At 76.1% G+C, this 17,360-nt stretch carries 16 protein-coding genes; 5 read left to right on the forward strand and 11 right to left on the reverse strand.

Annotated elements, in window-relative coordinates:
• Nucleotides 1-21: 21 nt before the first annotated feature.
• Nucleotides 22-1,179: an LLM class flavin-dependent oxidoreductase gene (locus tag AC07VC_RS01385; protein ID WP_494674692.1), complete on the reverse strand. Its 1,158-nt coding sequence runs from the start codon at nucleotides 1,177-1,179 to the stop codon at nucleotides 22-24.
• 82 nt (nucleotides 1,180-1,261) lie between these two features.
• Nucleotides 1,262-2,245, reverse strand: a complete 984-nt coding sequence (glsA, locus tag AC07VC_RS01390; protein WP_494674691.1) for a glutaminase A — start codon at nucleotides 2,243-2,245, stop codon at nucleotides 1,262-1,264.
• A 189-nt stretch (nucleotides 2,246-2,434) separates the two neighbouring features.
• Between glsA and AC07VC_RS01395 the strand changes: the two genes are divergently transcribed.
• Nucleotides 2,435-2,863 carry a hypothetical protein gene (locus tag AC07VC_RS01395; protein ID WP_494674690.1) on the forward strand — a complete coding sequence of 143 codons (429 nt, stop codon included), beginning with the start codon at nucleotides 2,435-2,437 and terminating at the stop codon, nucleotides 2,861-2,863.
• A 154-nt stretch (nucleotides 2,864-3,017) separates the two neighbouring features.
• On the opposite strand, the gene AC07VC_RS01400 is transcribed toward AC07VC_RS01395, so the two are convergent.
• Nucleotides 3,018-4,022: a bile acid:sodium symporter gene (locus AC07VC_RS01400; RefSeq protein WP_494674689.1), complete on the reverse strand. Its 1,005-nt coding sequence runs from the start codon at nucleotides 4,020-4,022 to the stop codon at nucleotides 3,018-3,020.
• Nucleotides 4,019-4,762: a copper homeostasis protein CutC gene (locus tag AC07VC_RS01405; protein ID WP_494674688.1), complete on the reverse strand. Its 744-nt coding sequence runs from the start codon at nucleotides 4,760-4,762 to the stop codon at nucleotides 4,019-4,021. Before AC07VC_RS01405 ends, AC07VC_RS01400 begins: the two co-directional genes overlap by 4 nt.
• Before the next feature lie 171 nt (nucleotides 4,763-4,933).
• On the opposite strand from AC07VC_RS01405, the gene AC07VC_RS01410 reads away from it, so the two are divergent.
• Nucleotides 4,934-5,794, forward strand: a complete 861-nt coding sequence (locus tag AC07VC_RS01410) for a sugar phosphate isomerase/epimerase family protein (protein ID WP_494674687.1) — start codon at nucleotides 4,934-4,936, stop codon at nucleotides 5,792-5,794.
• On the forward strand, nucleotides 5,791-6,957 hold the full coding sequence (locus AC07VC_RS01415; RefSeq protein WP_494674686.1) for a Gfo/Idh/MocA family protein: 1,167 nt from the start codon (nucleotides 5,791-5,793) through the stop codon (nucleotides 6,955-6,957). Before AC07VC_RS01410 ends, AC07VC_RS01415 begins: the two co-directional genes overlap by 4 nt.
• Here AC07VC_RS01415 and AC07VC_RS01420 read toward each other — a convergent pair.
• Together AC07VC_RS01420 and AC07VC_RS01425 are read right to left on the reverse strand one after the other, a co-directional pair.
• Nucleotides 6,917-8,731 carry a RecQ family ATP-dependent DNA helicase gene (locus AC07VC_RS01420; RefSeq protein ID WP_494674685.1) on the reverse strand — a complete coding sequence of 605 codons (1,815 nt, stop codon included), beginning with the start codon at nucleotides 8,729-8,731 and terminating at the stop codon, nucleotides 6,917-6,919. The two genes, AC07VC_RS01415 and AC07VC_RS01420, sit on opposite strands and share 41 nt — an antisense overlap.
• Nucleotides 8,732-8,825: 94 nt before the next feature.
• Complete coding sequence (locus AC07VC_RS01425; protein WP_494674684.1) at nucleotides 8,826-9,896, reverse strand: GTP-binding protein; 1,071 nt, start codon at nucleotides 9,894-9,896, stop codon at nucleotides 8,826-8,828.
• Between the two features lie 41 nt (nucleotides 9,897-9,937).
• Here AC07VC_RS01425 and ykgO point away from each other — a divergent pair, with 41 nt between their 5' ends.
• The gene (ykgO, locus tag AC07VC_RS01430; RefSeq protein ID WP_094114654.1) at nucleotides 9,938-10,060 is read left to right on the forward strand and encodes a type B 50S ribosomal protein L36; all 123 of its coding nucleotides are present in this window, start codon (nucleotides 9,938-9,940) and stop codon (nucleotides 10,058-10,060) included.
• A 31-nt stretch (nucleotides 10,061-10,091) separates the two neighbouring features.
• Here ykgO and AC07VC_RS01435 read toward each other — a convergent pair whose 3' ends face one another.
• The 5 genes from AC07VC_RS01435 to AC07VC_RS01455 all read right to left on the reverse strand — a co-directional run bounded on the left by AC07VC_RS01435 (nucleotide 10,092) and on the right by AC07VC_RS01455 (nucleotide 16,297).
• The gene (locus AC07VC_RS01435) at nucleotides 10,092-11,264 is read right to left on the reverse strand and encodes a sensor histidine kinase (RefSeq protein ID WP_494674683.1); all 1,173 of its coding nucleotides are present in this window, start codon (nucleotides 11,262-11,264) and stop codon (nucleotides 10,092-10,094) included.
• Nucleotides 11,265-11,271: 7 nt separating this feature from the next.
• Nucleotides 11,272-11,961 carry a response regulator gene (locus tag AC07VC_RS01440; RefSeq protein WP_494674682.1) on the reverse strand — a complete coding sequence of 230 codons (690 nt, stop codon included), beginning with the start codon at nucleotides 11,959-11,961 and terminating at the stop codon, nucleotides 11,272-11,274.
• A complete protein-coding gene (locus tag AC07VC_RS01445) occupies nucleotides 11,958-14,045 on the reverse strand; it encodes a bifunctional lysylphosphatidylglycerol flippase/synthetase MprF (RefSeq protein WP_494674681.1) in 2,088 nt (695 codons plus the stop codon). Before AC07VC_RS01445 ends, AC07VC_RS01440 begins: the two co-directional genes overlap by 4 nt.
• 342 nt (nucleotides 14,046-14,387) lie before the next feature.
• On the reverse strand, nucleotides 14,388-15,149 hold the full coding sequence (locus tag AC07VC_RS01450; RefSeq protein WP_494674680.1) for a hemerythrin domain-containing protein: 762 nt from the start codon (nucleotides 15,147-15,149) through the stop codon (nucleotides 14,388-14,390).
• Between the two features lie 2 nt (nucleotides 15,150-15,151).
• Nucleotides 15,152-16,297, reverse strand: coding sequence for an SDR family oxidoreductase (locus AC07VC_RS01455; RefSeq protein WP_494674679.1), 1,146 nt, complete (start codon nucleotides 16,295-16,297; stop codon nucleotides 15,152-15,154).
• A 157-nt stretch (nucleotides 16,298-16,454) separates the two neighbouring features.
• On the opposite strand from AC07VC_RS01455, the gene AC07VC_RS01460 reads away from it, so the two are divergent.
• Entirely contained in the window at nucleotides 16,455-17,300 is an 846-nt protein-coding gene (locus tag AC07VC_RS01460; RefSeq protein WP_317230182.1) for an SDR family oxidoreductase, read from the forward strand.
• The last annotated feature ends 60 nt before the right edge of the window (nucleotides 17,301-17,360 follow it).

A 17,360-nucleotide genomic window follows, 5' to 3' on the forward strand; every position in this document is an offset into this window, starting at 1 on the left:
CGTCGCCGGCCCCGGTCGGGCTCAGGCGTGCACGGGTCCGCCGTCCGCGGTGATGCGCGCCGGCGGGCGGCCCGCGAGCCGCGCGCCCCCGGTGTCGGCGGCGAGCAGCTCGCGCACGCGCGGCGCGACCTCCTCGCCGAGCAGGCGGATGCTGCGCTCGCGCGCCTGCCGCGGCATGTGCAGGAGGTCGTACTTGAGGTCGAACCGGGAGAGGTGGTTCTCGCGCGCGATCCACGCGATGCGGCGGGCGACGGTGTCGGGCGAGCCGACGAAGAGGGATCCGGTGACCGTCTCCTCCGTGTACCGCTCGCGGGTGGGCGCGTAGAAGCCGCGCTCCTCGCTCATCCGCGTGACGACCGGCTCCCAGTGGCGCCAGTACAGCTCGCGGGCCTCCTCGTCGGTGTCGGCGACGAGGCCGAGGGAGTGCTGGCCGATGGGCAGCTCGGCGTGGCCGGCCTGCGCGAGGGCGCGGAGGTACAGCGCCGCGTGGCCGGCGAAGCGCTCGGGGCGCCCGCCGATGATCGCCATCATGAGCGGCAGGCCGTACCGGGCCGCGCGCACCACGGAGTCGGGGCTGCCGCCGATGCCGATCCAGGCGGGGATGCCGCCCTCGGGCATGCGCGGCTGCAGGCGCACGTCGTCCAGCGGCGGGCGGTGCCGGCCGGACCAGGTGACGCGCTCCTCGCGCATGAGCCGCACGAAGAGCTCCAGCTTCTCCTCGAACAGCTCCTCGTACTGCGCGATGTCGTAGCCGAACAGCGGGAAGGACTCGGTGGCGGATGCGCGGCCGAGCACGACCTGGGTGCGTCCGCCGGAGATCGCGTCGACCGTCGCGAACTCCTGGTAGAGCCGGACGGGGTCCTGCGTCGACAGCACCGTGACGGACGTGCCGAGCCGGATGGTCGAGGTGGCCTGCGCGGCCGCGGCGAGGAGGACCGGCGTGGCCGAGTCGACGTTGCCCGCCCGGTAGTGCTCGCCGACGCTGAAGACGTCGAGGCCCACGGCCTCCGCGAGCTGCGCCTCCTCCACGAGCAGGCGCACGGTCTCGGCGTCGCCGAGGACCCGGTCGCCGTCGGTCGCGAGCTCGCCGAACGAGTCCAGGCCGATCTCGAACCGCGTCGGGTCGATGATCGCGGGTCGCCCGGGAGCGGCCCCGGCGGTGGCCTCGGCGGCGGTCATGGCGGATCCTCCCGGTCGGTCGCGCGCCGGGAGCCCGACGCGGTGGTTGACGTGTCCACCATCTCGCAGAGTGGTTGACGTGTCAACCCTCGGGGCGGACCGCGCCGAACGCATGCAGGCCCAGGGCGTCCGCGAGGCCCTGCGCGAGCCGCGCGCCGCGCACGCTGGTGCCCTGGTCGTCGAGGGGCGGGCTGAAGACCGCGGCCCCCAGCCGACCCGGCGCCGCGAGCACGAGGGCGCCGGACACGCTCGACTTGGCGGGCACGCCCACCCGTCGCATCCACCGGCCGGACCCGTCGTAGACGCCGCAGGTCGCCATCACGGAGACCACGTCGCGCGCGACGCGCTCGGAGACCACGCGCGAGCCCGTCAGCGGGTTCCGGCCGCCGCACGCGAGCGTCGCGCCCATCGCCGCCAGCGTCTCGGCCGAGACGAGCACGGCGCACGCGCGGGCGTACGCGGCGACGCCCTCGTCGGCCGTCACGTGCAGCGTGCCCTCCGAGCGCATCAGGTGCGCGAGCGCGTGGTTGCGGTCGCCGAGGAGGCGCTCGGACTCCGCGACCTCCTCGTCGACCTCGAGGCGGCGGCCCGCGAACGCGCCGAGGCCCGCGAGGATCCGCTCCGAGCGCTCCGCCAGGGACGACCCGCGGACGAGGCTCGCCGTGAGGATCGCGCCCGCGTTGACCATCGGGTTCGGCGGACGGCCGGTGCCGCTCTCCAGCTTGATCGCGTCGAACGCCTCGCCCGTCGGCTCGATGCCGACCGCGTCGAGCGCGTCCCCGTCGGTGTCGGCGAGCGCCAGGGCGAACAGGAACGGCTTCACCGCCGACTGGACGGAGAACGGGTGCGCGCTGTCCCCGGCGCGGTGCGTGCGGCCGTCGGGCGTGACGAGCGCGATGCCCGCGAGCCCGGGATCCGCGTCGGCCAGCTGCGGGATGCTGTCGTCGACCGCGCCGCCGTCCTCCTCCGCGACGCCCGCGAGCATCCGCTCGAGGTCGAGCGCGTGGGCGGGGTCGTGGGCGGGGTCGCGTGCAGGGTCGTGCGGGGCGGATCCGGGTGCGGGCATGCTCCCACCCTCGCAGGGTGCGGCCGCGGGCGACGGCCCGGCCCGGCGCTCCGGCCCGCCGGCTGGGGACATCGTGCCGGACGTGCCGTCGTGTCGGCGCAGACTCCTGTGCCGCGCGATCCCCCGCGATCGGCTCGCGCGAGCACCGTCCCTCCCCGCGCCACCCCCCCCTTCCGACAGGAGAGAGCCATGCCCAGGATCCATCCCCGCAGGACCAGCCGCGGCGCCGTCGTCGCCACGCTCCTCATCAGCGGAGCCCTCCTCGCCGCCGGCACCGCCCCCGCCGACGCCAGCGGCGCGCTGAGGTCCATCGACATCCAGACCCGCCACACCGGGGCGTCCAGCGACGTCCTCTCCGTCCTGGTCACGGATGGCGGGAGCAACAGCGTCTGCGTGCCCCTGATCGTCGGCGCGGGCCCCAACGCCACGCGGCTCACGAACGGCTACGTGGTCAACAGGATCCTGCTGCGGCAGGGCCAGTCGTACGAGGCGTTCAGCTACGGCGACGGCGAGTGCACGGACGAGCTCCACTTCATCGGCTCGAAGGGAGCGATCGACCCGGCGAGGTCCGTCCGGTGGTCCGTGCACGACGCGCGGCCGCCCCGGGCCGCCTACTGACCTCGCCCGCGGGGACCTCGCGGTCCCGCGTCCGACAGGGACATCACGGCATGACGCGGCCGGCACCTCCACGGTGCCGGCCGCATCGTCGTCCGCGCGGCGGCGACTGCGCGGCGGCGGCGCGGCGCCGTGCGGGGCGGACCCGCGAGCCGGCTCAGCCGACGGCGTCGCGCGGATCCCCGGCGACGGTCGACGGGACGAGGCGCGGCATCACCCGGACGAGGACCACCATGCCGACGAGCTCGACGAGGGTCTGGGTGACGACGACCACCGGGGCCAGCGCGAGAGACGCCGGCAGCGCCAGGGCGAGCGGCAGCACGACGAGGGAGTTGCGGGTCGCTCCGCTGAACACGAGCGCCCGCGTCGCCGGCACGTCGAGCCGGAACAGCCGCCCCAGGCCGATGCCGGCGAGGGTCGCGAGGAGGAGGAACCCGACGTAGATCGGGACCAGGATCAGCAGCCGGCCGGCCGCGGCGCCGACGGCGGCCGCCTGGGACGCGACGACGGTGAGGAGCGTGGCCATCATGAGCGGGACCATCGCCGCGAGCATCGACCGTTCGATGACACGTCCCGTCGGGTGGCCACGGCGGGCGATGCCCTGCACGATCGCCGCCGCGGTCAGCGGGAGGACGATGAGCACCACGAACGCGCGGGCGAACGGCCCGACCTCCACCACGGCGACGCCCTCCGGTCCGATGAACAGGAGCAGGTACGCCGGCAGGAGGAGGATCTGGGCGAGCATCAGCAGCGGCGCCGCGGCGAGGAGCCGGTCGGCGGCGCCGCCGGCGAGCCCGGCGAAGACGATGACGTAGTCGATGCACGGGGTCAGCAGCACCAGGAGCACCCCGAACAGCAGCGCGGGGTCGTCGGCCACGAATCGGGACAGGCCGTACGCGATCAGCGGCACGACGACGAAGTCCGCCACCACGACCGCGGCCAGGAACCGGACGTCGCGGAGCGCGCGTCCCATGGCGGCGAACGGGACGCCGAGGAAGGTCGCGAACAGCAGCAGCGCGAGCACCGGCTCGATGGCGGCCTCGAGGTGATGGGCGCCGGGGACCGTGAGCCCGATGCCGGCGCCGACGGCGATCGCGGCGAGGTAGAGGGCGACCTGGTGGCGCTCGAGCCACGGCACGACGCCGGTGGCGGCGCCGGTCACAGCGCGCGCGCCGCCCGTACGGCCGCCGCCACGAGGTCCCCGTCCGTCACGTCGTGCGCGGCCTCCCCGCCGCCGGGCCCGACGCGGGACGCGGCCACGCGCCGCCGCGCGGAGAGGTGCACGGAGTCGACGCCCGCGGCCACCAGCGCGGGGATCGCCTCGACCGTGACGCCACCGCCGGCCTGGACCTCGATCCGCCCGTCCGCCCGAGCCACGAGCTCCGCGAGGGCCGGCAGCCCGTCGCCCGCCCGTGCGGCGCCGCCGGACGTGAGCACGCGGCCGACCCCCGCCGCGAGGAGCACGTCGAGCGCGGCCCGCCGGTCCTCGACCGCGTCGATCGCGCGGTGGAAGGTGACGACGGCGCCGCCCGCGGCGTCGACCAGGCGGGCGACCAGGTCCGCGTCGACGCGCCCGTCGTCCGTGAGCCCGCCGGAGACGATGCCCGCCGCCCCCGCGGCGAGCGCCGCCCGGACGTCGCGCAGCATGACCGCGCGCTCGTCGGCGTCGTGCACGAACCCGCCGGGGCGCGGGCGCACGAGGACGTGGACGGGCAGCCCCACGGCCACCGCCGCCTCCACGAGCCCGATGCTCGGGGTCACGCCGCCCGTCGTCGCGAGCGCGGAGCACAGCTCGACCCGGTCGGCGCCGGCGGATGCCGCGGTGCGCGCGGACGCGGCGTCCTGGACCGCGACCTCCACGGCCACGCGTCGACGGGGGGACGGGTCGGAGGGTCGGGGCATGCGCCCATGGAAGCACGGGCGGCCGGGGTCGCGCCCACCCCCGCCGTTCCCCCGTCCGCCGGGAGGTGGTTACGTCTCCGTCGAACCGGTCGCGTCCGAACCGCCCGCGGACGGCGCCCGCCTACCGTGGGTCACGTCGGCCGCTCGGCCGCGGGATCCGGAAGGCCGCACATGCGCATCGGCGTCAGCTCCTACACGTTCGCCCCGGCCCTGGAGGCCGGCACCATGACCGTCCCCGACGTGATCGACCTCGTCGCCGACTCCGACGCCAGCCACCTGGAGATCTCCATCGCGGGGCTCGGCAGCGAGCTCGTCGACGACCCGGGCCTCGTCGCCGCCATCCGGGACCGCGCCGACGCCCGCGGGGTGGAGCTCGCGAACTACGCGGTCGGCGCCGACCTGCTCGACCCCGACCTCGACGCCCAGGTCGCCCGCCTGCACGCACACCTGCGGGTCGCGCACGAGCTGGGGATCCCGCTGCTGCGCCACGACGTGTTCGCCTGGCCGTGGCGGGAGGCCGACGACGACGCCTTCGAGCGCGCGTTCGCGACCATCGTGCCCGTCTGCCGGGCGCTGTCGGACCACGCCGCCACGCTCGGCATCGCCACCACCGTGGAGAACCACGGCATGAGCATGAACGCGAGCGACCGCGTCCTCCGGCTCGTCGAGGCCGTCGACCGGCCGGGCTTCCGCGTCACGCTCGACGTCGGCAACTCCCTGTGCGTCGACGAGGATCCCGAGGCCGCCGTCCCGCGCCTCCTCCCCCACGCCGCCGTGGTGCACCTCAAGGACTTCGACGTGCGCGACGTGCCGCCCGACGACACGTGGATGACGACGCTCGGCGGCCGCGGCATCCGCGGCGCGGTCGTCGGCTCGGGCGACCTGCCCATCGGCCGCCTCCTCGGGCTCGTCGCGGCATCCGGCTTCGACGGGCCGGTGTCGATCGAGTACGAGGGGCTCGAGGACCCGCTCACGGGCTTCGCCGCGGGCCTCGCCGCCGCGCAGCGCCTCGCCGCGGAGGCCGTCCGATGAGGGGTCCCGTGCGCATCGGCGTCATCGGCGCCGGCACCATCGCGGGCCTGCACCTCGCGGCCTACGCGCAGAACCCGGACGTCGTGGTCGCGGGCATCTGCGACGTCGACGCCGACCGGGCGGCCGCACGCGCCGCCGAGGCCGGCGCGACCCTCGTCGCGACCGACCACCGGGAGCTCCTCGCCTCCCCCGGCATCGACGCCGTCAGCGTCTGCACGCGCAACGACACGCACGCGGAGATCGCCGTCGCCGCGCTCGAGGCCGGCAAGAGCGTGCTCCTCGAGAAGCCGATGGCCCTGACCGTCGCGCAGGCGGAGGCGATCGTCCGCGCGGAGGCGGCGAGCAGCGGATCCGTGCAGGTCGGCTACGTGCGCCGCCACTCCTCCAACGCGGTCACCCTCAAGCGCTTCGTCGACGCGGGCGACCTCGGGCCGATCTACTACGCGAAGGCGGTCTTCCTCCGGCAGGCGGGCGATCCGGGCGGCTGGTTCTCCGACCGGTCGATCTCCGGCGGAGGTCCGCTCGTCGACCTCGGCGTGCACCTCATCGACATGGCCCTGTATCTCATGGACTTCCCCGAGCCCGTCGCGGTGACCGGGTACACGTTCCGGAAGCTCGGCGGCCGGACGAACATCCGCGGACTGACGCGCTACCTCAGCGCCGACCAGGTGCCGTCGACCGACCCCGTCGAGGACCTGGCGGGCGCGCTCGTGCGCTTCGCGGACGGCGCGGTGCTCTCGATCGAGACCTCCTACTCCGTGCACGGGCGCGACGACCTGTCGTTCGAGGTATTCGGCGAGCGCGGCGGGGCGACGCTCGAGCCCGAGCTCCGGATCACGACGGAGCTGCACGACACGGTGGTGGAGCTGCGACCCAACATCGACGCGCTGTCGTTCGACCTCGAGGAGGGCTTCCAGGCGGAGATCGACGCGTTCGTGCGCATGGTGCGCGGAGAGGGCGCGTCCACGGCGCCGGCGACGCACGGCCTGCACCTCACGCGCATCCTCGAGGCCGTCTACGAGTCGGCCGCGACCGGTCGCGAGGTGCGGCTCGACCACGACGCGGCCGAGCGGGCCGCCGCCGGGGCGGGCGCGGCCGTCGGCGCGGCCGAGCGGTCGCGCGTCACGCCGGCTGCAGGAGATCCCCGTCCCGCACGAGCCTGAGCGACAGCACGCGGTAGCCCTCCTTCTCGAAGAACACGGTGATCCGGTCGTCCTCGGTGCTCATGACGGTGCCGGGGCCCCACTCCGCGTGGGTCACGGCCGACTGCGCGGGGAACGGGTCGTCGGACGGTCCGTCCCCGGCGGGATCCGCGGCGTCGGCGCCGGGAGCGGCGCCCTCGGCCGCCTCCATCGCCGCGTCGTGCGCGTCGTCGTCCGCGAGCCGGTCGCACGCGTCGCAGTTGCCGCAGCGCTCCGGGGACTCCTCGCCGAAGTAGCCGAGCAGGTACTGGCGGCGGCACTGCTGCGTCTCCGCGTAGCCGCGCATCATCTCCAGGCGCGAGACCTCGATGCGCTCGCGCTCCTCCGCGACCTCCTTCGCACGCGCGGCGGCCTCGCGGGGGTCGAGCTCCTCCGTCACGACCGCGCCCTCCCGGTCGGATCCGAGGACCCCCGCGTCCACGAGCAGGTTGAGCACGCCGCCGACCGTCCGCGGTGACATGCCGGCGCGCTCCGCGACCGCGGCCGGGCGCACCGGACCGTCGGCGCCGGCCACCGCGACCGCCGCGTAGACGTCGCGGAGGCTCGCGGGCCGGGGCGTGCGTGCCGCGAAGAAGCGGCGGAGGCCGAGGTCCTCGGCGCGGTAGTGGAGGATCCCCACGGCGGGCTCCCCGTCGCGCCCCGCGCGTCCGACCTCCTGGTAGTACGCGTCCACCGACTCGGGCGGCGCCGCGTGCACCACGTACCGGACGGTCGGCTTGTCGATGCCCATGCCGAACGCGCTCGTGGCCACCACGACGTCGACGTCGTCCTCGTGGAAGGCGGTCTGCACCCGCTCGCGCTCGGCGGCCGGCAGGCCCGCGTGGTACGCGTCGGTGCGCAGGCCCTTCGCCCGGATCTCCTCGGCGTACTGCTCCGCGTCCTTGCGCGTGGCCACGTAGACGAGGCCCGGCTGGGTCTGCTCCCGCACGTGCTCGACGATCGCGCGGCGCTTCTCGGACTCCTCCGTGTGCCGCCGGACCTCGAGCCGGATGTTCGGGCGGTCGAAGCCCGACGACAGCACGAACGGGTCCCGGAGGCCCAGGCGCTCCTCGATCTCGGTGCGCACGGGCGTCGACCCGGTCGCGGTCATCGCGACGGTCGGCGGGTGCCCGAGCGCGTCGATCACGCCGCCGAGCCCCAGGTAGTCGGGACGGAAGTCGTGGCCCCAGGACGCCACGCAGTGCGCCTCGTCGATGACCACGAGCGACACCCCGCGCCGCACCAGCCGCTCCACGACCTCGTCGCGGGCCAGCTGCTCGGGGGTGAGGAACACGATCCGGGCGCCGGGCTCCTCCACGGTCGCCCACGCCTCGTCGAGGGCCTTCCCGCGGACGGTGCCGTTGATCACGCGCGCGGGCGGCGCGGCGGGCGCCTCCTCGAGGTTCTGCACCTGGTCGGCCTGCAGCGCGATGAGGGGCGAGACGACGACCGTGAGGCCGTCCATGAGCACGGTGGCGACCTGGTAGATGGCGGACTTGCCGTAGCCCGTGGGCATCACGACGAGCGCGTCGCGGCCGCGCACGAGCGGTCCGATGGTGCGCACCTGTCCGTCGTGCAGCGCGTCCCAGCCGAAGGCATCGCGGGCGACGCGGAGCGCGTCCTCGGGGTAGGGACCGGGCTCCGGCGGCGGGACGATGGCGGGATCCTCGGCGACCGCCGCCTCGTCGTCCGGGGCCTCGGCGGTGGTCGTGGCGGTCGTGCGGGTGGTGCCCTCTGCGGTGCGGTTCTGCTTCACCTCCCCACTGAACGCCGGGTGCCGAGCAGTGCCCAGGGCCTCGACGCCCCTCTCGGCGGACCGTCACGCTCCCCGGCGTCCGGGCGCGCCGCGCTCAGTCCGCGTCCACCCGGGGGAACGGATCCGCGTACCCGGACCACTCCGCCGGCCCCGCCGCCAGCTCCTCCCCCGTGAGCACCGCCCGCCCGATCGCCCGCCGCAGGACGTCGGGTCGGAGCCCCACCCCGAAGAACGCGATCCCGGTGCCGCGCGGCGCGTGCTCCTGCCACGGGTCGATCCCGGTCGGCTGGAGCGTCAGCATCGACCCCACGCTCGACCAGCCCCCCACCTCGCCCGGCCGTGACGCCAGCGCCACGAACCCCTTCGAGCGGAGCACCAGCCCCGCGCGGTCGGGCCGCAGCTCCTCCTCCACCGCCCGGGCGAGCCGCCCGGGGTGCAGCGGCCGCGGATCGCCGACGACGACGGATCCGACGGGCCCGTCCCGCCGATCGACGTCGGCGGGGCGGAGGGCACGGTCCGCGGCCGTGAGCTCGCGCATCCACCCGGCCGACGCCGCGAGCCCCGCGACGTCGCCCCAGCGCGGCAGCCGCCCGAGCGCGAGGGGCCGGCGCGCATCCAGCACGGCGGCGCGGGGGGCGAGCCGGCGGACGAGCGCGAGCAGGGTCCCGCGGGCCTCGACGGGCACCCGCGCCATCCCGGTCAGCACCACGACGGTGGCGTACTCCACGAGGTCCACGAGCGTCTCCGCCTCCTCGAACGCGTCGTCGACGCGGCCGGACGCCGTCGCGTGCAGCCGGTCGGCGGGCACGACCGAGACGATGTGACGGAGCCCGAAGCCGGATCCCGGCCCGCCGAGGGCGCGTCGCAGCCCGTGCTCGCGGCGGAGCAGCTGGTCGAGCCCCATGCCGGTCGCGCGCGCGTCGGCGGTCGCGGGGATCCCGACCACGGCCTCGGCGCCCGGGCCGCGCTCGGCGAGGCCGTCGAGGAAGCGCGCGATCGGCTCGACCGGATCCGCCTCCTCGGGCGGCAGCACGAGCAGCGACGCCGACGCGTCGTCGACCGCGTCCCGCAGCACGGAGCGGAGGCCGGATCCCTCCCCCACCACCAGCACGACGCCCGACGGCGGCGGTGCGTGCACGGGCAGGGGTCGGCGAGGAGCGGGCATGGCGCTATTCTATTGAGAACTGTTCTCAGGAAAGGACCACCATGAAGGTGCGCAACTCGCTCAAGGCCCTCAAGAAGCTCCCCGGCGCGCAGGTCGTGCGCCGCCGCGGCCGCGTCTTCGTCATCAACAAGCTGACCCCGCGCAACAAGGCCCGGCAGGGCTGAGCCGCGCCACCCGCCACCACGACCTCGGGCGTCAGAGCGGGAAGCGCAGCCGCAGCAGGTGCGATCCGTCGGGGCGCAGCTCGGCCGTGAGCCCCCCGCCGAGCAGCTGCGCGCGCTCGCGCAGGCCGGTCAGTCCGTGGCGCCCGCTGGGCAGGTCGAGGAGCGGCATCGTCGCGCGCCCGGCCTCCACCTCCACCACCACGGATCCGGCCTCGAGCCGTCCCGTGACGCGCACCGCCGCGCCGGTCGCGTGCTTCCGCGCGTTCGTCAGGCCCTCCTGCACCGTGCGGTAGACCGCGCGCTGGCCGGCGGCGGGCAGGTCGGCGGGGAGGTCGAGGTCGACGTCCACCCGCATGCCGCTCGCCGCCACGAGCGCCGGGACGTCGTCGAGCGTCGGCTGCGGCGCGAGCTCGCGCCGGTCCCCGCCCGCGGCCCGGAGCAGCTCCACCATGCCGCGCAGCTCCTCCAGCGTGACAGCACTGAGGGCGCGGATGGTGCGCGCGACCCCGCGGGAGCGCTCGTCGGCGGCGCCCACCTGCAGCGCTCCGGCCTGCACGGCGATGAGGCTCACCTGGTGCGACACGACGTCGTGCATCTCCCGCGCCAGCACCGCGCGCTCCCGGGCCAGCGCGACCTGCGCGGCCTGACGCTGGCCGAGGGTGTGGGCCTCCCGCAGCTCCGCGAGCTGCGCCGCCGCATCCCGCCGCTGCCGCAGGAACGCGCCGAGGAGCAGCGGTCCGATCGTGTAGATGGTCGCGTCGACCAGCGGCTCCACCACCGCCTGCAGGTCCGCCGGCGTCCCGAAGGGCAGCAGGTCCGCGGCGATGACGAGCGCGGTCAGGGCGACGACGCGCCAGCGCGGCGTCCGCGCGAGGCCCAGGTCGAAGAGGCCGACCAGCACGGGCACGTAGGCGATGCCGATGTAGACGGCCGGGACCGCGAGCAGGACGCTGAGCCACGGCCATCGGCGGCGCAGGAGCAGGCCGAAGCAGGCGACCGCACCGGCGACGGCGTCCCACGGCGTCTCGGGATCGGCGAGGAACGTCAGCGAGGCGCCGGCGGCGATGCCCGCGAGCAGCAGGTCGACGAGGAACGCCCGGAGGCGCTCGGTCGCCGTGGCGCGACGAGCCGTCCCGTCGTCGTCCGCGGAGGCGTCGGGGCCGGCGTCGGCGTCGGCACCGTCCGCGCCCGCCCTCACGCGCATCGGGTGGTCACCGCCGGGGCACGAGGCCGGCGCGGTCGGCGACCACGGCCGCCTCGACGCGCGATCCGACGCCGAGCGCCTGGACGATCGAGCTGACCGTCTCCTTCACCGTGCCGAGCGTGAGCCCGCACTCGGCGCCGATCTCGGCGTTGGACAGGCCGCGGGCGAGCGCCCGCAGGACCGTCACCTCGCGGTCGCCGAGCCGGGCGACGCGCGCCCGCTCGGCCTCGTCCTCGACGGAGCGGAAGAGGCGGCCGGGCCGGAGGCCGGGCGCGAGCACGATGCCGCCGGCCGCGAGCGTGAGCACGTGCCGGGCGAGCTGCTCCGGATCCGTGTCCTTCAGCAGGAAGCCGGACGCCCCCCGGTGCAGCGCCTCCAGCACCTGGTCGTCGGTGTCGAACGTGGTGAGCATGGCCACGACGGGCGGGCGGGGCTCGGCCATGAGCTCCGCGAGGATCGTGAGGCCGTCGGGAGCGGGCATGCGGATGTCGAGGAGGACGACGTCCGGCGCGTGCTCCCGCACGGTCGCGACCGCGGTGCCGCTCGAGACGGCCGCGCGCACCGCGATGCGGGGGGACGCTCCCAGGACCATCGCGATGCCGGAGCGGACGAGCGACTCGTCGTCGACCACGACGACGCTCACGACGGATCCCGTCGCGGCGGCGGGGTCGAGCCCCGCTCCCGATCCCGTGCTCACGCGTCGCGCCTCCCGCCGGCGGATCCGGCAGCGGCGCCGGTCGCGACGCCGCGGTCGCCCGCGAGGCCGAGGCTAGCGCGCCGGGCCCCGCGGGCCGCCGACCGCGTCGCCCGGCGGACGGCGCGTCCCTCGGCCAGCGCGGCCCGGACCGCGCCCGCGAGGTGGCGGATCCGGAGGGTCGGGACGTAGGCGGCCGTGAGCGCGCGCCCGATCGGCGCGAGGTCCGCCGCCGTGGGGCAGGCGAGCCAGAGCGTCTCGTAGCGCGGGTCGAACTTGGCCTTGAAGCGGAGCAGCGAGGTGAAGCCGTAGGAGGGCTCGAGGACCCGGCCGGTCGCCGTCAGCAGGCGGGCGACGAGGCGGTCCGCGGGGCCGCGCCCGCACGTCGTCCCCACGCCCGCGAGCGGCGTGCCGGACAGGCTCAGCGTCGCGAGCCCCTCCTCCTGGAAGGCGCGCGCGGCGGTGGTGATGAGGAACTCCATCACGCCCGGCATCGGGTCGGCGCCGCGGCGCATCACGTCGAGGGTGCGGCCGACGAGGACCCCGTCCCGGTGCTCGGGCAGCCAGCTGGTGACGCCGTGCACGCGGCCGGACGCGTCGACCGCGAGCAGGACCCGGACCTCCGGGTCGTCGAGCTCGCGGAGCCCGCCGAGCGTGAACCCCATCTCCGGCAGCGCCTTCGCGTCGGCCCAGTGGCCGCTCAGGGCGTCGACCGCGCGGCGGAGGGCCTCGGGGAGCGTCCGGTAGCTGCCCCACACGGCCTCGACGCCGTCCCGCGCGGCCCGGTTCACGGCCGTGCGCAGGTCCTGCCGCCGCTTGCCGGAGGTCGAGAAGCCGGCGAGGTCGATGACGGCCTCCTCGGCGACCGGCGTGACGCTCCAGCCGAGCTCGGCGAAGACCGGCAGGTGGTCCGAGTGGATGCTGTAGAAGGCCGGGACGAGCCCGCGCGCGGAGCAGTGGCGGGCGAAGGCGCGGATGGTGGCGGGCGCGTCCGCCGCGGTGGCCAGGGGGTCCGACACCGTGATGGCCACGCCGTGCGCGGCGCGGTACGCGACCGCGCCCCGGGCGTCCGACCCGGGCTCGTCCGCCGCGAACCAGTGGCTGCTGCCGGACCAGGTGCCCATGAAGCCGAGGGATCCGGCGTCCGAGGCCACCAGCTGGGCGAGCACCCGCTCGCGGTCGGCGGCCCGGTCGGCGACGTCGGCGCGCGCGCGGAACGACCGGCGCCGGGCGACGAGCACGACCAGCGCGGCCGCGGGGGCGAGCCAGGTGGTCAGCACCAGGAGCGGGATCTCCATGTCGGACCAGGAGGCGGCCGGGAGGTCGAACCAGCCCTCGGCGATCGGGATGACCGTGTAGTACCAGGCGAGGAGGCCCGTGATGAGGAGCAGCGCCGCGATCCCGAGCACCAGCCCCAGGCGCCTCCCGCGGAGGAGGAGCGCGACGGCGACGATGAGGACGGAGAGCACCGCGACCGTGCTGCCGGGGTCGAGCAGCGCCCCCATGGACGACAGCACCCCGATCCCGTCGCCCGACACCGCGGCGATCCACCAGCTGAGCGTGACCGTGCCGAGCACGGTCGCGGCGACCACGCGGGCGCTCGACGCCGCGGGATCGTGCCAGGCGGGGCGGTCCGAAAGGGGCACCAGGATCCGCCCGAGCCCGAGGCCGATGAGCAGCGCGACGCCGCGCGTGAGGTCGATCCCGTGGCCGCCCGCGAGGAGCCCCGCGAGCACGGCCGCGAGGACGGCGGCGCGGAGGCCCTCCCGGTGGGCGGGCGCGAGCCCGCGGCTGGCGGTGGCGACGACCGCGACGAGCACCACGGACGGCGCCCACAGCCGGTCGGCCGCGTCCAGCTGGGAGTACCAGTCGCCGAGCGCGACGCCGACGGCGAGGAGGAGGGACGCCACGGCGACGGGCGCCAGCGATCCGAGGCCCGCCGCGAGCGCGGTGCGGAGGACGCCGATGCGGCTCTCCGACCAGGCGAGCACCATCACCGTGACGGCCACCGCCACGGCCGTGGCCACCGGGTGCGCCAGCTCGCCGAGGCCGGCCGTGACGCCCATCCACAGGCTGCCGGCCGGCACCGCGAGCACCGTCAGCGGGTGTCGGGCGAGGGCTCGGCGGATGACGCGCGTCGCGCTCGGTGCCGCCGCCGCGGGGTCGACGGACGGCCGCGACGGCGGAGCGGGAGGAGTCGGGGGTCGCGTCGCGGGGTCGACGGCGGACGGGCGGAGGGCAGGGGGGAGCGTCGGGTGCGGCACCGATCCAGTGTGCGGAGCGGGTGCCCTCCCGGTCATCGGCCGCCGGACCGAACCCGCCAGCCCATCGGCGGGGCACGACCGCCGATCGGCTGCGTGCTCCCGCCGCGCGTCCCCGCGGGCGCTCCGGGGCGACCGCCCGCGGTCGCGGATCCCCGCGGGGCGCGGTCAGGCCGTCGCCGCGGCCGCCCCGCAGGTGCCCACGGCGGCGCCGCCGCCTGCGGCCGTGAAGCGCGTCGACGCGTCCTCCCCTCGGCGGAGCAGCGGCAGGTGCTCGACCCGGTGCGCAGCCCGTCGGAGAGCGTCGCCCGCAGTGCCCAGGGCCGGCCGCCAGGCGACCGGCCCGCGGAGCCGCAGGAGGTCGACGGCGTCGCGCGTCCGGTCGATCACCGAGAGCGGCACCGCGGCGAGCGCGTTGCCCGGCGGACGCCGCGACACGACGGGATGCGCGCGCGTCGGCGCGGTCCGGCGCACCACCTCCCACGCGATGCCGAGCAGGCGGAGGTCGCGCACCCGCACCCGCTCCTGCAGGCGCGGGAACAGCTCGTCCTCCTCGTCGCGCACGTCCTCCTGCAGCACCTCGACGAGCCGGTCGAGCAGCGGTGCGCGTCCGGGATCTCCGGACGGCAGGGTCTCCAGCGTCGTGACGATCTCGTTCACCTCCTGGTGCTCGCGCTCGACCTCGAGGGTCAGCTCCTGCCCGTCGTCGAGGACCCGGCGCATGAGCGGCCACAGGACGGACTCCTCGGCGAAGGCGTGCGGGAAGACGAGGCGGTGGATGCGCATCAGCACGAGCGCCTCGTGGTCGCCCTCCGCGCCGCGCAGCTCCCGGAGCAGCGCGTCGAGCTCCACGTGGTCGCTCCTCTGGCGGGCGAGGACGCTGAGAGCGCCCCCCAGCTCGCGGGTGGTCTGGTCGGCGACGGACCTCATGCTCATCTCCTCGGGGTCGTGGTGCGGGCGGCGACCCGCGCGGATCGCGCGGGCAGGGTGCGGGATGCGGCGACCGCGGCCGCGAGGGCGGCGACGCCCAGGGCGATCCCGCGCCGGTGCTCCTGCACCGGCAGGTAGTAGGAGCGGCGCCGCACCCAGCCCTCGTGCGGGCCGCGCTCCCCCGGCCGCGGTGCCGGCTGGTGCAGGCCGCTGTCACCGGGCGGGCGGGCGGGCCGTCGGGACCGCTGCGACCACAGCATCCAGCGCTCCATGACGAGGTCCGTGAGCCGCGGGGCCACGCCTCCCGCGACGGCCCCGAGCCGGGCCTGCAGGCCGATGTGCAGGTCGCGCGTGGGGTGCTCCGCTGCCCACAGGGCGGCCTCCGCGACGGCCTCGGGCGGGTAGATCATGCCGCGGTGCGCAGGTCGGCGCTCCGCGTGGCTCTGCGCGTGGAGGTCGTAGGGCGTGTCGATGCGGCCTGGGTGCAGGAGCGTCACGGAGATGGGCAGGCCCTGCGCCTCCAGGTCCATGCGGAGCCCGTCGGTCCAGCCGTGCACGGCGTGCTTGACGCTGGAGTACGTGGACTGGAGCGGTGCGGCCCGGTCGCCGAACACGCTCCCCACGGTGATGATCGCGCCGCCGTAGCCCCTGCGCGACCGCAGGTGCGCGACGGCCGCCAGCGAGCCGTGGACGACGCCCCAGTAGTCGGTGTCCATCTGCCGGCGCATGTCCTCGAGCGGCACCCGGTCGGCGAGCCCGAACACGGAGACGCCCGCGTCGTTGATCCACGTGTCGAAGCGATGGTGCTCGGCGAGCGCCGTCGCGGCGATGCGCTCGACGTCCGCCGGGTCGCCCACGTCGGCCACGACCGCGGTCGCGCGGCCGCCGTCGGCGACGATGCCCGCCACCGCCTCGTCCAGCGCCGCGCCGTCCCGCGCCGCCAGCACGACCGCGGCTCCGCGGGCCGCCGCCATGCGCGCGGTCACGAGACCGATCCCGCTCGAGGCGCCCGTGATCACCACGACCTGGTCCTCGAGCGGCAGCAGCGGCGGGCGCCTCCCCCGCGTCCAGAGCGACGCGAGCGGCGCGCCCACGGGCGACGACGACCCGCGGTCCGCGGTCGTCCCGGTCTCGTGGCTGTCCGTCATGGCGCCATCCAACGCGCGGGCTCCCCGCGCGTCCCGGGGCTTGCACTCCGGCCGCGATCCGTGGCAGCGGATCCGCGCACGCCTGTCAATCCCCCAGGCGATGCCGCGGTCCCCGGGTCGGATGGGACGCGAAGGCACCGAGACCAGAGGAGCAGGAATGACACAGCCCGAGCAGCAGCAGGACGTCCCCGGCACCGAGGGCGACCTCACCCCGCAGGCCGACCACGGCGAGGGGACCTACCGCGGTTCCGGCCGACTGGCGGGCAAGGCCGCCGTCATCACCGGGGCCGACAGCGGCATCGGCAAGGCCGTCGCGCTGGCGTACGCCCGCGAGGGCGCCGACGTCCTCATCCACCACCTGTCCGCACAGGAGGACGAGGACGCGGCCGACACCCGGCGCCTGGTCGAGGAGGCGGGCCGCACCGCGGTCGTCGTGCGCGGCGACCTGCAGGACCCGGCGCACTGCCGCGCCGTCATCGCGCAGGCGGTGGAGGCGTTCGGCCGCGTGGACGTCCTCGTCAGCAACGCCGCGTTCCAGATGTCGCGCGACTCGATCGTCGACACCCCCGACGAGGAGTGGGACCGCACGGTCGCGACGAACCTCAGCGCCTTCTTCCACCTGACGAAGGCCGCCGTGCCCCACATGCGGCCCGGCTCCTCCATCATCGGCACCACGTCCGTGAACTCCGACTCCCCGCCGCCGTCGCTCCTCGCGTACAGCGCGACCAAGGCCGGCATCGCGAACATGGTGGGCGCCCTGTCGCAGATGCTCGCGGGTCAGGGGATCCGCGCGAACAGCGTCGCGCCCGGGCCCATCTGGACGCCGCTGATCCCCTCCACCATGCCGGCGGAGGACGTCGCGTCCTTCGGCCAGCAGGTGCCGATCGGGCGCCCCGGTCAGCCGGCCGAGGTCGCGCCCGTGTTCGTGATGCTGGCGAGCGACGAGGCGAGCTACGTCTCCGGAGCACGCGTGCCCGTGACGGGAGGGGTGCCGATCCTCTGACGGGAGCGGTCCGGACCCGCGAGGGGACCCCGGACATGCGAGAAGGCCCCCGGGGGAACC

The sequence above is a fragment of the Clavibacter sp. GW821-FHT01D01 genome (genome assembly GCF_059422605.1).

Bases quoted from the DNA above. Each gene is read 5' to 3' on its own strand.
- ykgO (WP_094114654.1), top strand. From the start codon at position 9,938: ATGAAGGTGCGCAACTCGCTCAAGGCCCTCAAGAAGCTCCCCGGCGCG.
- AC07VC_RS01435 (WP_494674683.1), bottom strand. From the start codon at position 11,264: ATGCGCGTGAGGGCGGGCGCGGACGGTGCCGACGCCGACGCCGGCCCC.
- AC07VC_RS01395 (WP_494674690.1), top strand. From the start codon at position 2,435: ATGCCCAGGATCCATCCCCGCAGGACCAGCCGCGGCGCCGTCGTCGCC.
- AC07VC_RS01450 (WP_494674680.1), bottom strand. From the start codon at position 15,149: ATGAGGTCCGTCGCCGACCAGACCACCCGCGAGCTGGGGGGCGCTCTC.
- AC07VC_RS01410 (WP_494674687.1), top strand. From the start codon at position 4,934: ATGCGCATCGGCGTCAGCTCCTACACGTTCGCCCCGGCCCTGGAGGCC.
- AC07VC_RS01425 (WP_494674684.1), bottom strand. From the start codon at position 9,896: ATGCCCGCTCCTCGCCGACCCCTGCCCGTGCACGCACCGCCGCCGTCG.
- AC07VC_RS01385 (WP_494674692.1), bottom strand. From the start codon at position 1,179: ATGACCGCCGCCGAGGCCACCGCCGGGGCCGCTCCCGGGCGACCCGCG.
- AC07VC_RS01415 (WP_494674686.1), top strand. From the start codon at position 5,791: ATGAGGGGTCCCGTGCGCATCGGCGTCATCGGCGCCGGCACCATCGCG.
- AC07VC_RS01405 (WP_494674688.1), bottom strand. From the start codon at position 4,762: ATGCCCCGACCCTCCGACCCGTCCCCCCGTCGACGCGTGGCCGTGGAG.
- AC07VC_RS01455 (WP_494674679.1), bottom strand. From the start codon at position 16,297: ATGACGGACAGCCACGAGACCGGGACGACCGCGGACCGCGGGTCGTCG.
- AC07VC_RS01460 (WP_317230182.1), top strand. From the start codon at position 16,455: ATGACACAGCCCGAGCAGCAGCAGGACGTCCCCGGCACCGAGGGCGAC.
- glsA (WP_494674691.1), bottom strand. From the start codon at position 2,245: ATGCCCGCACCCGGATCCGCCCCGCACGACCCTGCACGCGACCCCGCC.